At 48.3% G+C, this 15,546-nt stretch carries 11 protein-coding genes and 1 tRNA gene; 9 read left to right on the top strand and 3 right to left on the bottom strand.

What is annotated here, in order from left to right; all coding sequences use genetic code 11:
- The first annotated feature begins 376 nt into the window (after positions 1-376).
- Complete coding sequence (locus ABJM21_RS02410) at positions 377-5,329, top strand: RHS repeat-associated core domain-containing protein (protein ID WP_348302992.1); 4,953 nt, start codon at positions 377-379, stop codon at positions 5,327-5,329.
- Positions 5,330-6,277: 948 nt separating this feature from the next.
- Here ABJM21_RS02410 and ABJM21_RS02405 read toward each other — a convergent pair.
- Both ABJM21_RS02405 and ABJM21_RS02400 read right to left on the bottom strand, forming a co-directional pair.
- Entirely contained in the window at positions 6,278-7,048 is a 771-nt protein-coding gene (locus ABJM21_RS02405) for a hypothetical protein (protein WP_348302993.1), read from the bottom strand.
- Positions 7,048-7,437, bottom strand: a complete 390-nt coding sequence (locus ABJM21_RS02400; protein ID WP_348302994.1) for a prepilin-type N-terminal cleavage/methylation domain-containing protein — start codon at positions 7,435-7,437, stop codon at positions 7,048-7,050. Before ABJM21_RS02400 ends, ABJM21_RS02405 begins: the two co-directional genes overlap by 1 nt.
- Before the next feature lie 114 nt (positions 7,438-7,551).
- On the opposite strand from ABJM21_RS02400, the gene ABJM21_RS02395 reads away from it, so the two are divergent.
- The 4 genes from ABJM21_RS02395 to ABJM21_RS02380 all read left to right on the top strand — a co-directional run bounded on the left by ABJM21_RS02395 (position 7,552) and on the right by ABJM21_RS02380 (position 9,435).
- Positions 7,552-8,277 (top strand): Ig-like domain-containing protein, encoded by a 726-nt coding sequence (locus tag ABJM21_RS02395; RefSeq protein WP_348302995.1) that lies wholly within the window; start codon positions 7,552-7,554, stop codon positions 8,275-8,277.
- Between the two features lie 360 nt (positions 8,278-8,637).
- Positions 8,638-8,928 (top strand): DUF5818 domain-containing protein, encoded by a 291-nt coding sequence (locus tag ABJM21_RS02390; protein ID WP_348302996.1) that lies wholly within the window; start codon positions 8,638-8,640, stop codon positions 8,926-8,928.
- Between the two features lie 198 nt (positions 8,929-9,126).
- Positions 9,127-9,297, top strand: coding sequence for a helix-turn-helix domain-containing protein (locus tag ABJM21_RS02385; RefSeq protein ID WP_348371519.1), 171 nt, complete (start codon positions 9,127-9,129; stop codon positions 9,295-9,297).
- Between the two features lie 51 nt (positions 9,298-9,348).
- Positions 9,349-9,435 (top strand) — tRNA-Leu (locus tag ABJM21_RS02380).
- Between the two features lies 1 nt (position 9,436).
- Here the strand turns inward: ABJM21_RS02380 and ABJM21_RS02375 are convergent.
- On the bottom strand, positions 9,437-10,540 hold the full coding sequence (locus ABJM21_RS02375) for a hypothetical protein (protein WP_348302997.1): 1,104 nt from the start codon (positions 10,538-10,540) through the stop codon (positions 9,437-9,439).
- 665 nt (positions 10,541-11,205) lie between these two features.
- Between ABJM21_RS02375 and ABJM21_RS02370 the strand changes: the two genes are divergently transcribed.
- From ABJM21_RS02370 to ABJM21_RS02355, 4 genes are all read left to right on the top strand, one after another.
- The gene (locus tag ABJM21_RS02370; RefSeq protein ID WP_348302998.1) at positions 11,206-11,598 is read left to right on the top strand and encodes a tyrosine-type recombinase/integrase; all 393 of its coding nucleotides are present in this window, start codon (positions 11,206-11,208) and stop codon (positions 11,596-11,598) included.
- A gap of 116 nt (positions 11,599-11,714) precedes the next feature.
- Positions 11,715-13,307, top strand: coding sequence for a toll/interleukin-1 receptor domain-containing protein (locus ABJM21_RS02365; protein WP_348302999.1), 1,593 nt, complete (start codon positions 11,715-11,717; stop codon positions 13,305-13,307).
- Between the two features lie 91 nt (positions 13,308-13,398).
- On the top strand, positions 13,399-14,052 hold the full coding sequence (locus ABJM21_RS02360) for a nucleotide synthetase (RefSeq protein ID WP_348303000.1): 654 nt from the start codon (positions 13,399-13,401) through the stop codon (positions 14,050-14,052).
- Positions 14,053-15,543 (top strand): tetratricopeptide repeat-containing protein, encoded by a 1,491-nt coding sequence (locus ABJM21_RS02355; protein WP_348303001.1) that lies wholly within the window; start codon positions 14,053-14,055, stop codon positions 15,541-15,543.
- Positions 15,544-15,546 lie beyond the last annotated feature (3 nt).

Here is a 15,546-nt window from a genome sequence, read left to right as displayed (position 1 = left end):
TTTAGAAAACAAACCTCCCACAACGGATCTATCTCCGCTGTCTGTTTGTTGACAGTTTCGGTCGGAGCTTTTGATTTGATGGCAATCTTACGGATGTATACGCACTGTTATAAACTACAGAGTTTTGCGTAATACGCAATATTGGTATATATGTAATCAATAATTGGTATGATAGTTATTCATAATTTTTCATTTAATTACGATTGACATTGATTTTATTTTATACAAAATTGAGAATGTAGTAGATGGTCTAATTGCTGTTCAGTGTAGATCTATAGAATATGCTCCTTAGACGATCTCGATGATATGATGCTTTTATATCGTATCAAGTTATTTCTGTATTTGGTTTTGCTGATTCATCGCGGGGCACTTTAATATGATAATTCGTTTCCCTATCGCGCTTGGAGTTTTTTTCACACTCAGCTGGTCAGGCATTGCTTTGGCTCAAGACGACGATGACGGTGACATCCAAATGCAGGTTGCGGACTCTTTTGATTATAAGATGTTGGGCGGCATGGAGCAGCGTTTAAAGCCCCACGACAATGAGCTGATGGGCGACAAGATTGACCAAAATAGCGGCGGAATCACGTTCGAACATATGGACGTGTCATTGCCCGGTAACTCGGGACTGGAAGTAGCGCTGCGCCGTAAAGTCGTGCAAGGAAACATCGCTTTCACACCCTATCAACAGGCCTTTGGCGACTGGGTGCTTGATTTGCCAATGGTGAAAATGTCTTATGGATATGAAGTTGGCACATCCTTCCCGACCGTCAATGGCGGTTGCATGGGCTCTGGCAATTCAGGCGCGACCATCTTTGTACAAGCAGGCGGTGCTTCGGCTCAACTGGACAGCGGATCCCACTCTAGCGGCACCATATTGCATGTACCGGGCAAAGGTCTTTCCGGCCAAGGGGGAGATTTTGAAAAGCCGGCGGACCCCAAGTCGAACTGGGTTTCGGGCGCCAAATCGACCGACCATGCAGGAAGATGTGCGTTGGTTGCCATTGCTCCCGATGGAACCAAGTATAAGTTCGGTCGACATGCTTACCGGAACGCGAGTGACCAGGTTATACCTACCGGTTACCAGACCAGTTTTAATGGCATTGCGGCTTGGAATTGGACCGAGATTGCTGTGTATCGCAAACATAGCGTTGCTCTCGTCACCGAAGTTCAGGACGTGCATGGCAATTGGGTGCGCTATGATTATACCAATGATGGCCGCGCCGAACTGACGCGCATACACAGCAACGATGGCCGCGAAATAAATTTGAATTATGAAAGCCATGTTCCAGCAGCTGGCATTTGGCGCAATTCGCGGCGCGTTACCAGCGTGACGGCCAATGGCAGAAGTTGGACTTATCAATATACGCCGGGCTCCCCTTATGGATACTTGCACAAGGTGAACTTGCCCGATGGGCGGCATTGGGCTTTAGGCAGCAGCACTGACGGCATGCGCGCCATGAAATTTGACACGCACAGTTATAACGAATGCATACCCCATGATGAGTCATTTACAATGAAGCATCCTGATGGGGCGACTGGCTCTTTCAACCTGCGCGAAACGACACTACTCAAAGGCGTCACAGAACCAGTTGTCTATTATTCTACCACTGGTGTTCTCTACGGGAAATTGGCTTACAATGCTGTAACGCAAAGTAATTCGATAACCGGGCCTGTTCCCACTATCACCACCAATGCTAAATGCAACATATCCGACCATATGAGTGGCGGTGCTAACCGAGACGAAGGGGAGCCACATTATCGGTCCATGTCGATCGTCTCAAAAACGATCTCCGGTACAGGGATTCCCACTGCGACATGGGACTTTGAGTATCGGCTTCATTCCCCTGATGCCGCCGGTACGATGGAGCAAAACTGGACAAGGGTGACAGCCCCTGACGGAACCAAGCGCAAATATTTCTATCAGGCTGTTGGCCCGGATTACGGTTTGTTAAAGCGCGTCGAGACTGTTCCTGCAAGCGGTGCCGGCGAGGTTATGACCAATGAATATGAAACAGCGGCCAATGAAACCAATCTATCTTCGTGTTATCCTCAAATTTCCGCCTCTCAATCCGAATATTATGGTGATCCGAAAAGCGTTTGCGCGAGCTTTGCCAAGCGCCCGATCGAAAAGACTACCATAGCACGCGATGGAGTCACTTACACGACCGAGAGCACATACAACAAAACCGGTTCCTCTCCCACCGCTACGTTTACCGATTACGGTCGACCGAACCAAATCAAGAAATATAGCACCCAGCAATCGGCACAGCGCATCACCGATGTCACCTACTGGCACAATGCTACCGCCAATATTGTGGGTCTGCCGCTGACCATTGACAGAAACGGCAAGGAATTTGACCGCTATGCTTATAACAGCAACGGCCAGCCCACCTATCGGGATCGGTTTGGTGTGCGCTGGGAAACATATACCTATCATGCCGACGGCAATCTTCATACGATCAAGGATCCGCTGGACAAAACGGCTACCCTCGCCAGCTACTATCGTGGACAACCGCGTACTATTACGCGCCGTGACGGCAGCATTTTAAGCCGCACCCTAGATGCCAACGGCTGGGTGACCAGCGAGACCGATGCAAAGGGAAACACAACAGGCTATCAATATAACAATGTCGGCTGGATGACAAAGATTGACCGACCCGCGCCATGGGCTGATACGGACATCACTTACCATGGTCTTGGCGGTTCGAGTTTTTACCAGAAGGCTGTTCGCGGAACGGAAGAATCAATCGTTTATTATGATCTGATGCTTCGTCCCTGGAGAGAAAGAATGCGTCCCCTTAGTGGCGGCGGTGCGACGACCTATACCAAGACCAACTATGATGCGCTTGGCCGGGAAATATTCAAATCTTTCCCGTCATCATCTTCGGATCCCACAACCGGAATCGAATTCACGTATGACGGGTTGGGCCGAAAGCTGACGGATCGCAAAAATGTCGCACCTTTTGCAACCACCTCTTATGCTTATCTGACCGGCAATAAGACGCTTGTTACCGACCCGGAAGGCAATGAGACCACCACAACCTTGCGTGCATTCGGTCATCCCAATAGCGGCGAAGTCACACGCATTGCCCAGCCGCTCGGTAAATTTACCGACATGACTTATGACAACTATGGCAATCTTCTAACCGCCACCCAATATGGCAATCAGAATGGTTATAATGTAACCAGCACGCAGAAATATTACTATGATACTCGCCTGCGCCTGTGCCGTCATTCAGTGCCAGAAACTGGTGATATGCTCTATGAATATAACAATGCCAATCAAGTGACTGGCGTTGCGCAAGGGCAATCCGTGGGTACTGCATGTACTGCTCCTCCTGCGGCCTCCAAGATCGCATCAACTTATGATAATCTAGGCAGGGTTACGCTGGTTAACTTTCCTGGAACGACGCCTGACATTAGCAATTTCTACGATGACAATGGCAATGTCACCCGCCGGCTGCGCGGCACGACCGACTGGCTCTACACCTATGACAATGCCAATCAGATCACGGAAGAAAAGTTGCTGATCGACGGACGCACCTATACGACCGGCTATAATTATAACACAATCAATGCTCTAGCGAGCCAGACCTTCCCGACCGGGCGGCTGGTGGAATTTGCTCCCAATGGCCTGGGTCAGGCCACCAAAGCAGCGCAGCTGGACAATGCGGCTGGTGGAACGCCAGCCAGCGGTGGTGCCAATCTGATTGTATTGCCGATCAACGGGTTTTTGGTACTGCCAATATCGCCTTCCGATGCTGTTACTGGTACAGCAACCTTTGCTAGCGGTATCACCTATCATCTCAATGGGGCAGTCAATAATATCAGCTATGGCAATGGTTTTGTATATACGGCAACCTATGATGCGCGTCAGCTTCTGTCTTCAATCGATGTGTCCAAGGGCGCTGTAAAGGCCTCCCAATTTGGATATTCTCATGACAAGAACGGGCGCATTACTTCCATTACGGACAGTGCGGTATCGGGTCAGAATAAGGCGTTTACCTATGATGATCTCAGCCGGCTGAAAACCGCATCGGGCGCTTGGGGCGCAGGGACATTTACCTATGATGCGCTGGACAATATCCGCAAGAAGCAGCTTGGCGGCCGAATTGTTGATATCGAATATAACAGTGTCAACCGCCTGTCGCGCGCCCGCGATACCAGCGACGGTAATGCCTGGAAAAACTATGCCTATGACGCGCGCGGCAATGTGACCAATAATGGCAAGTTCGGTTTCACTTATGATTTTTCTAACCAGCCGACGGCAGTGACCGGAGGTTCGGCTAATGGTTCATTTGTCTATGATGGAAACCTGAAGCGCGCCAAACAGATCGTGGCAGGCAAGACCATTTATTCGTTCTACAATGCCTCAGGCGCGCTCATCCACCGCGATGATACGACTTCTAACGCAAAAACTGACTATATCCGCGCGGCTGGCAAGACCATCGCGCGGATCAAGGCGGGCACGGTTAGCTATGTGCATCAGGATCATCTGGGATCACCGGTTGCATCGACTGATGCCGCAGGTGCTATCGCCTGGCGCGAAGACTTCACCCCCTATGGCGAAAAGCGTCTCGATCCCAATGACAACAAGGATGACGAAGGCTTTACCGGCCATATTGATGATAGTGCCACAGGTTTGACTTACATGCAGGCCCGCTACTATGATCCTGTCATCGGGCGGTTCCTGTCCAATGATCCGGTTGGGTTTGCGGATGGCGGGATCAGCTATTTCAATCGGTTCGCTTATGTGGGGAATAATCCTGTAAACGCCACTGACCCGACCGGGCTTTATATTTGTGAAGGAAGTGCATCAGAATGTAATGCCGTGTCCGGAGCATTAGAAACTGCCGAAGAAGCGCTAGAAAGTGGTAACTTGACAAAAGGAGACCAGAAGTTGCTTCAAGGAGCTATCGAAGCTTTTGGTGAAGAAGGTGATGATAACGGCGTGAGCATCGTGTTCAAGACAGGAAGAGAAATGAGAAAGCTAACCAGATCGCATGGAGATGCTGCAGCTGACACCGATCACAAAACCGGAAAATCAACGGTTTACCTACCTAAAGGATTTGACAAAGCCTTTGATGGTTGGGAAGATCCAAATAATCAAATTGGTCGAAACAAGAGCGACTTGGCGAAGTTCTCAGCAGCCGATCAACGAGCAAATTTGCTCATTCACGAGGGAGATCATGTAAGGATGCAGCGGTTCTTGGGTAGGCCGATTCGGGGTACTGAAGCACATCCTAGAGCAACAAGAGCAGGAAACTTAGTGCATAAAGGAAGAGGATCAATTTCGATCAAACACGTTAGACCTTCAGGTAGATAGCTATGAGTTCCAGACCACTGTTACAATCTCTGATCATACCTACAGTTTTTTTGCTGATCAGCTGTTCCGATAATTCATGTCCTAATAACCTGCCAGGCTGGAACGATAAATTTGATATCGAAAATAGCACCTCTGTGAGTAATTATCTTAGGCTTGATGGGAAAGAGCTGAGTTGGAATGGTGTGTCAATCTCAGAAGGTGCTTTGGTTAAAAACCTAAGAGGAACGAGGAAAATTATTCCTCAACCTCTGATAGCAATTTCCTTCAATTCTGATGTGAATTGTCAAGAAAAGAATAAGATTCGAAAGATAGTCCATCAACATTATTCATGTGAAGAAGGCTTTCTTTGTCAGGAACGATAGCTATAGAATTCCGATTGATAAATTGCCGCCATAGTATCCTGATATCTTAAGCAACATCACCAACAACGGGAATATAGCCTCGAATTACGGTGGAATTACGGGAATTACGGTGACAGTTTACTAAATACACCTAACTCATTCTGCACAATCCGCTTTCCTACATCTGTTCGCCTCTGCTAAACCTGCGTCATGATCGCACCATTTGCCTATCCCTTCGGTCCTTTCCATCTTCGCAATAGCGCACGACTGATAATTCCCAACATCCGCAATAAATAGTCCAACTTAACGCGATTTTACCGCTTTTTGGTGTGTCCATAAGTGACCGTAAGCGCATCGGGCTAAGGAGCCATTGGCGCTGACCTTTGATCCAACGCCTTTGCTTACGCTTAGGGAGTTTCGCCTGTGCTAGTCCCCCGGACTGCTACTTTAACAACGCAACTAGTATGATGGTGCCGCGATAAATGGCAACACCCGGGGGTAGTTGTTAGCCAACTGGCGGGGTAGCATATCGCTGATCGCCGATTTCACGACAATACAATGCAAGCCAACGCCTATGATGCTTACGGCATCACATAAAGGCGGCCCGCTAAATATCTGGCTGATAGCATCCTGCCCCCACCCCCCAATCCAAAACACTATGCGATCGATCAATCAACCCGCTTGTCCGCACCACTGCAACCAGCGGCAGTCCTTTTTCCGCGACTATCTCCAACCGCAGAGCATTACCGGGTCGAAACCTTTGTTGATCGGATGAACTGGCCTCACCAAGTGCCTTTGACAATCTGGGATCCATTTGATTGGATTGCGGCTGTGATAGGCCAGAAAAAGCCGTAAAATATTGCTCTGGGCAAAAGCCGTCAGTTGTACCGATCCCAGCCTGCGCGAAAGCAGAACTGACATCAATCATGGAACGGAAAGGATGCTCGGTATAACGTCCCTGCCGCACCAACATCACAAATTTTTCGCGGGGAACTCCTGAAACCCCAAGTCCTTGCAGGGCCCTTCTGATCAGCTCAAGATCGGCTTGATTAAGATCTATTTTTCCATTTTCGTTACTAACGCTCACTTGCATTGATACGCCATCAATCCGATATTCTGATGTCGCAGGTAACAGAGCGAATTGACTACGCGGTCCATTGAACAGAATGTCAGCAATGATCGTCTCAACCGCACTTTCCTGAGCATCACCAATTTTGATCATTTCACGTTCAAACGACAGTTCTTCGGAATAGCGCAAATTGTGGACCATTATGATCGCGACTATGGATGCACCGAGCAAGAGCAGCCAGACAGCGGTGATCAAGATATAACCATCCTCACCCGGGCGTCTTCCGGCATTGGGTTTGGTCGATAGCATCAGCGGATAATGCTTTTCAAATATCGCTTTTTACGCGTAACCAGCATCGGAGATTTCTCGGGGCCAACAGTTATGCGGGCTTCAACCAAGGCATAAACCCCTCGCGGATCACGCGCGATCTCATTCTCAGCGAGATTCCAAACAAGGTTTCTGTGATTTCCATTAACCGAAGGTTGGACGCCTTGGAGGTCTCTCAGGCTCTCAATTTTCGAAGCGGCGACCATCATTGCATCAGTTTGCAGGGTCAGATTCTTCTGTCTGGTTTTGCTTGATACGGCGCCATCCATCAGGATTGTGATCAAGAAAGCAGTTACAACCAAAGCAACCAACACTTCCACCAATGTGAAACCGTTTTTTGAATCGACAGAATAGACTATATGTTTTGCCATCATCCTATCCCATTCTGTCAGAGTAAAGACACATGCGATTCAAATAATCATGGTTTCGGTTCAAATGATAGACTAAAGTTTATCTATGACCCGTCCAACGAATGGAAATGCAACATGGCGTTCCTGACAGTTGAAGAATGGCAAGTTGAACGCAGGCCGTTGTTTTCTGTAATTTCCGATTTGCCCGTTACAATTCTGCCGCGGCACCTAAATTCCAATTTCCGTATAAACGAGTTTCGAAAACCTGTTTCATTGGTCCTAACTCTAACAATTCACCTCTTGCTTCTGTTTCTGGTGATCAACTCATCAAATCTCAATTTCTCAAATGGGCAAGCACGTAATATAAACTCATCTGGTGGAGAAATGACTATGATGGGTTTGAGTGTGAAGCCAGACACCGAGGAGCAATCTTTCAGAGATACTGTGTCTAAGGATTCAGAAGTCCGAGCCACAGCCACGCAGCCGAACAATATTGAGGCATCGGTAAGAACAGAACTACCGGTAGAATGGTCTATCTCGAGAATTTCGATCCCACGAACCGCTAGTAAACCGAAGAAATCAGATGCATCTGGAGGCAGCTCCGACAATCCACCGGTAGCTAACGATGATAGCCTACTGACAAATTGTGCGGTCGGCGTGGTTGACGTCTTGGCGAACGATAGTTCCGCAGATGATGGCGCACTTACAGTTGTCAGCGTATCGGATGGAATGGGCGCCATTGTTAGAAATAACAAAATCGTGATCCAAACCGCGTACAACGGCAGCCTTACTTACACCATTGAAGATGAAAGCGGCGCAACGGCAACGGCTTCAATCCAAGTCACTAATAAGTGCAGCTAGTCCTCTATCGATGCCGGGATGAGGCGAACATTTTACGAAATATTCAGCCTAAGTCAGGATAAGACTAGAAAATCAGCTTTTCTATTGTCTGTTAGACGCGACTATCCCATACACCTCGTCGATGCCCACACGCAGGGCTTTGGGGCTTAGTAACCCCTGAACTGAGCGGTTGGTGCTGACCGCAACAGCGCCGCACTCCTTGTCTTATGGTCGGGGAGCCTGTGGCGTATGTCCAAGGCTTTCGGGCCCAAAGGTTACAGGGGCCGGCTCAGTTCGGTTTTACTAACTCCCCGATCACCAAGATCAGGTGTGAAGTCGAAAGCGGGGGCGTACCGCAGCCGACTTCCGGGGAGACCGGAAATGCCAAAAGGAACTATACATAGAGAAACCGGTATATTGCGCCGGATGCCGATGGGTTACGCGCTGGAAACGGACGGCGGCGGCAAGTGGATGCTCGATATAAAAGGCAGCGCTCGAAAGCTCATAGGAAAACGCGTGACCGTTGAAGGCAAGAGGATGGGGTTTGATCTGATCTATGTGAACCGGGTTTGGCATGAGGGAAAGCCATGGCGACTGAGTATCTGGAAAAAGTTGGAGCTTTGGTTACTGCCACCGATAATCCTACTGGGAATTATTCTTTCACTCGTTTGAACTCTGTTAACCGCTAGTTTTTGTCAAATATTCCCAGTATATTCGGTCGGTTCATAGTTTCTTCATCAGGTGAGGTTTCAGGATGAAGCCCTCCTTTCATATACCGGATATCATCAACTTTTTTCCTAGGCGCGGGTAACATTTTAAAGCGCAAACAACTAACCAAAACACGACCGGTCCAAAATTGGATGAGATCAGATCAATTCTAGAAAAATTGGCGAAGCATCCAAACTTCTGGGAGTGGGCCGATCAACTATCTATCGACAGATCGAATCCGGCGCCCTCGGAAAAAGGAAAATCGGAAGCAGAACCCTTATTGTTCGGTTTGATATAGACCGTATTTTGTCCTCATCGCATCAAGCTGGGTAGATTGGTTGACAAGCATGTTCGTACTCGCCTAATGGCGCGTCTCTACTCCGTGCCCAGATGGCGGAATTGGTAGACGCGCTAGCTTCAGGTGCTAGTATTCGCAAGGATGTGGAGGTTCGAGTCCTCTTCTGGGCACCAGCTATTTGGGATCGGGTTCACGGATATGGGTCAGAACCTGCCCGGACAGAACAGGATCCAAACTATCTGCATATTCCAAAGCCCAATTTTCCCAATCGTTCAGTTCATCGCTGGTAACGTCGCAGAGGCCGCCAAGAACAGCAACTCGAACATTTTCTACTAATGTTCTAATTTCTTCGGCACGGGCGAGAAGCGTGCCGCTTGTTTTGAGATCTTCCAATCTCTGAGCTAGCGCTGCAGCTTTTTGTTGTTTCGATATATCTTCTTGCCATCGGCGGTGCCGTTCTTCCCATTCTACCGCTTCAATTAGGCTCTGGCGAAAAGCTGCCTCACCAGCCACGATTATGTCGGCGGCAATACCAGCTAGTTTTGATTCCAATTTACTGTCGCTGTTGTCACTCCAAGTTGCGGTGATTGTTTGGGGGAACTTATTTGTAAGCGATAGACGGAGAGGCGTCGATGCGGGCAAGTCGCGAGCAGGTCTCGCATATCCGTCAATAAATTCCGTACGATGTTCCCCGATGACACTAAACTCTAATCCAAGATACATATCGCCGACCGTGCAACCCGCTGAAAGTTTACCCTGATTTTCTGAAGCGATTCCGGAATGGTTTCGTCGCTCGAGCACGAAAAATAAGCCGTTCAATATTCTTAGTTGTCGCTGGGCCAGAGGTGTATCAAATGTAGGTTCCCTCCAATACCATCTGTCAGTTTTCGCCTTTTCGCGTATTTGCTCTTCGCGCTTTAGTAGGCGGGCCAGCCCCACATTAGGTAGTGTAAGACGGAGTGCAGGTTTCGCTCGACCGATTGCCTTGAGTTCGGCTTCTCTTAGCTCTGACAAATCTTCATGTACTGCATCGGAAACGAATGGCCCTCCAACGGGAAGAGGCGGTGTTTCTTGGATGAGATCACGAAACCTGGCATCGAGTTGAATTCGGCCATGTTCACCAGCTTGCCTTGGAGGTGATGGAGGACATTCGGGCACAGGCCTGCCCGCTTTGAGCCGGTTCCAATGCCCTTGTGGCGGAGTTAAAACGCCTTTTGATTTCAGTAGTTTCCGCAATCTTACATCGGAGATTCCGACTTTCTTCGCAAGGTCGCGCATTGGCGCAGACCACGCAAAAGATTGCAAAGATTGATGAGATACGTAAATTCCGTCGTGATGTGACCAACGCATGGTTTCAAATTTCTACTTTTAGACAGTTTGGATTGCGGAATTCTCAATATTTGGCGAGCGCCGTTAATGCCAAACCTTCTGTTGATGGACAATGTTCAGTTCAAATATGGCCTCTATGATATATCCGACCGGCGCGGATTAAAATCCCTTAGACGTTTGAAAGCGTTGCCTCTTTGCTGCCTATGCGACATTCATTGTTGATGCACCGTAGTTTTGTCTCTCTTGCCGCCTCAGATATCAGCAGAGCCAGTGATGCGGAGCTGTATGGCCAGTTTTCTGGAAAACTCCCATTTCCGGTAGAGCTGGCTCCCTGACGGCTGGTTCTCGCCATTTATCAACTAAACCCGACAGCCTTTAACTGTTTTATATGGTCAAGCCATTGGGTTTGCGTAGAACACGATAGAGAGAAGGCGACAGGATGGCGCGATCCAAAGGCGACAACGTCCATATGCTATGCTAGTCCCCATGAAATACCAATATAAACGCATCCCCCTCAATATCGATCAGGTTCAGACCCTTGAAAAAGCTTGCTTGGAATTTGAGGATAAATTGCTGGTTTGGATGCTGCTCGATACAGGATTGCGCATTAGCGAGTGGCAATCCCTCATGCCCAAAATATCAATTGGCAAGAACGCACGCTCACTATTTTTGGCAAAGCTACTGGCGGTCAAACCAAAAGGCGCACCGTTCCGGTGTCCAATCGCTCCATGGCCTTGCTCGAAAAGCATTTTGCCATCCGCAATGATATGAATTGTTCCATTCGTTCCGCGCAGCGACGCGTAAAAATCATTGCCAACCGCGCGCAAATCGCGACGCCGGTATCGCCGCATGTGCTGCGGCACACATTTGCGATCCTCGCGCTCATGAAAGGCTTTTCATTGCCCGCCCTGCAGAAAATATTGGGGCATGAAAATCTGGAAACCACCGCGATATATTTGAATATTCAGGACAGGCATGTGATCGATGAATATCGAACAAAATGGTGAGCGCTTTGCCGAGACAAACTATTGTTGAGCGAATTTTCTAAAATATAATCCAACTATTTCAATTCTCAATTGATATTATCTTACTTCTGTGTTTCATTATTGCTCAAGGGGTAAAGATGGAATTGGGGGCATCCAATACTGTAAACAGCTCAAATGAAGGTTTTCGAGCCTTTGTCAGCTACAGTCATGCCGATGCGCGTTTTGCGCACAAACTTCACCGCAAGATGGAAACCTACCGGATGCCATCGCGGTTCCGAAAGGGATCGGCGAGCGTTGAAACAGGATTGACCGACGGGCGCCTCGGAAAAATATTTCGTGACCGAGAAGACTTGCCTGCATCGCAAGATCTTTCGCAAGCTGTAAAAGATGCACTTTCAGCTTCCCAGGCGTTAATTGTTTTATGTTCGCCCGATGCCAAATCTTCTCCCTGGGTATCCCAAGAAATCGACCTGTTCCGAACTTTGCATCCCAATCGGCCCATTCTTGCCGCACTGATTAGAGGAGAGCCTGAAGAATCCTTTCCCGAACTACTGTTGCAAGGCAAGGAACCGCTTGCAGCTGATCTTCGAAAAGAAGGAGATGGTTGGAGACTAGGTTTTTTAAAGATCGTTGCTGGAATTGCGGGGGTTTCACTCGACTCCCTTGTTCAGCGCGATGCACAGAGACGTTTAAACCGCGTGATGGCCGTCACGGGTGGTGTGCTGGTTGGCTTGCTAGCGATGATCGGGATGACAATATTCGCAATCCAACAGCGCAACGAAGCGCAGCACCAAAGAGCCGAAGCGGAAGGGTTGGTTGAGTATATGCTGACCGATTTGCGTAGTGAGTTGAAAGGGGCAAGTACGCTTCGGGTGATGACCAAAGTCAACGAGCGGGCAATAGACTACTACGAAGAGCAAGATGATCTCAGTGACCTACCGGCCGCAAGCCTCGAACGCCGCGCACGCATATTGCACGCGATGGGCGAGGATGAAAATAGCCGCGAGGGAGGTAGTCTTGAGAAGGTATTAGCCATGTTCACAGAGGCGCACCGCGTAACAGAGACTTTGCTGGATCAAGATCCAGAAAATCCTGACAGGATCTTTGGACACGCGCAGAGCAAATATTGGTTGGGGTATATTGCATATCGGAAGAAAGATTGGACCAGTACAGAGCAATATTGGTTGGGATACAAAAATTTTTCTGACCAGCTGATGGATTTTGATGACGATAATCCAGCTTGGTTGAGGGAAGCAGGCTATGCAGATGGTAATCTATGTACGCTCGCGCTGAAACGGACAGACATCAGAAGCCGTAACTCCAAACATTGTTCGGCCTCTTTAGACAGAATGGAACAAATCTTACGGCTGAGGCCTGATGATCCAAACTCGATTGCAGACTTAGTTAATCGTATCGGTTGGATGTCTGACGAATATTTGGAGCAAGGGAAACATGACGAGCGGAGGATGCTTTTGCAAAGAGGCATCGCACTGGTTGATTTTCTGCGCGCTGATGACCCGGCAAACAATGACCTAACTGATATTTGGCTGACTTTTCAAACGGCCTTGATGTCGATCGATGAGAAACAATCTGCGATTCAACTGACGGCAGCCTTGGAGGCCTCAAAGAAATTGGTAAATCACGACCCAAATAACAGAGTTTGGCGCAGCCGATTGAACAAGTTGAAGACCCTGCAGCGAAAAAACCATCGCCAAGCAGATGCCAATTGACCGGTGACAAAATTTGGGAAGAGTGCCCACTATTTAACATGATCTTTGGTCCACGAAGTCTCGCGAAAGTTTACAGAAAAAGGAAGAACCAATGCCGCAGATACTTATACCAACTTGGGATCCCGATATCATTATTGGACGCGATCCTGCCAAATCGACGCCAAAAAAAGCAGTCGCCATTGAAGTCGACTTATCCTTTGATCCAGCTTCAAAAAAGGCAACACTTCAGATCATTAAAGTAGCCAAGTCTTCCGGTAATTTTTCAGACCATGCGGATTTTTTAAAGTGGGCGAAAGGTCAAGTTGTATCACCAACATGGGGAAGAAAGGTCGGCTTTAACCCTACTAAAGGAAAAAGAAAACCGACCAAGATGTCTTTGAAGTACAAGGACCCGTTTTATTTGTTTGTTAAACTATCAGATAACTTGAATTGGCGCTTTGCGGCGGATGGTGCGCCGTTGAGTATGGATAGGTATTGGCGAAACAAAGAAGTTTTCTTTGATTCGTTTTCATTTGACGACCACGGTGACATAGTTCCTAATCCATCGACAGCAACGACATGCAAGCATGCATACACAATCGTTAACTGTGACAAGGCGAAAGAAACGCCGGGGTCGGATGATTTTGAAGCACGGTTCAACTTGCACGTTGATTTGGTCGAGAATCCGACTGATTTAGTGAACAGCTCCTATATTCCGATAATTTTGGATCCTGATGTTCGTTGGCCTGGCGGAGATGGTCCCTAATTGACCCCGCTCTCCCAAATCCTCTCCATCGCCCGTGCCGGAAATCCGGTACGGGCCTGGAATTTGTTTCATTCGTCGGGATGGAACAAACGGGCGGATGATCAGAAGGCGCTGACCCTCATGGGCCGGCTTCTTAAAGATCAAGCGAAGGCTGCAAATGGCTTGGAGCAGGTGCGACTTTATGGAGAAGCCGCAAACTCGTATGCTGCGGCCGCTGCGCTGGACGCTGATAGTTATCCGCTCATCAATGCGGCCGCGTTGGCACTGCTGGGCGACAATCCGGAACGATCAACCGAACTAGCGACACAAGTGTTGGAGCTTATTGAGGGCGATCCTGATCAAGGCGAAAATGCCTATTGGCGAGGAGCAACCCATTCGGAAGCCTTGCTTTTGCTTGATAGGGACGCAGAAGCGCGCGCGACACTATCGGAGGCTATCGCGCAATTGCCATATGCTTGGGAAGACCATGCCGCAACCATTCGCCAATTTGAATTGATCCATCTCAAGCAGAATAAGGATACGAAATGGCTCGATCACTATCGCCCCGCCGCTAGTCTCTATTTTAGCGGGATCATAACATTGGATGAAGATGACCCCGATAACTTAAGACAAATTGAAGAGTTTATCGATCGTGAAAAACCGGGTTTCGGATTTGGCGCGTTAGCTGCTGGTGCAGATATATTGATCGCCGAAGCATTGCGCAAAGCCGGAGCGGAGCTTCATATTACGCTTCCCTATTCGGTTGATCGCTTTCGAGAGATCTCAGTTGAGCCTTTCGGGAAGCATTGGGTGCCGCGTTTTGAAGAACTTATCGCGAATGCTGTTACTTTATATTCATTGCAGGAAATGCCCGGTGTTGATGAGCGTTCTTTAGATGCTGCTGTTGAGATAGCTAACCTTGTTGCTATGGGGCAATCCATTCGCAATGCCAACTTGCTTAGAAGTGCTGCAAAAGCGCTCACTATAGTTGGTTCGAGTGAAAAACCTGGCCGAAACTTTCCGATTTGGTCTCACGCTGGTCGTGACTATTTTGTGATTGAGACCGCTCGAAAAGCAAAAAGGGAGAACGACTCCGACATGAGTATAATGGAGAAAGTCAAACCGCTATTTGCGATACTGCATTTGGAAAATATCGATGAAGAGATATTGAAACAACAATCATTCCGGCACATAGAATTTGAAAAAATTGCGGGTGGTTACAGGCATCATTCCACTGATATTAAAGGCCTTGCTTCGATCGCTAAAAATCTTGGAAAAAGTTTTGATGATCTTCGAGCGAGTTTTATAATCGACACTATCAACAAAAAATCTCCTACTAAATCCATTTTTGATCAAGTCACAGAAATGGCTCACGCTTCCCGAGGTGGCCCAGTATTAACGGACTACAAATCTGCCATGGCGCTCACACTTTTAAATGCTGAAACTTCTGTTCAAGAAATCGGAGAATTAAAAACGGCCTATGGCGCGATCCCACTTTGGATCCTGGTTTGAAAG

The organism is Parasphingorhabdus sp. (genome assembly GCF_039977335.1).
Classification (GTDB): domain Bacteria; phylum Pseudomonadota; class Alphaproteobacteria; order Sphingomonadales; family Sphingomonadaceae; genus Parasphingorhabdus.
Note: the sequence above shows the minus strand (reverse complement) of the source record. Positions and strands in the feature narration are given on the sequence as shown.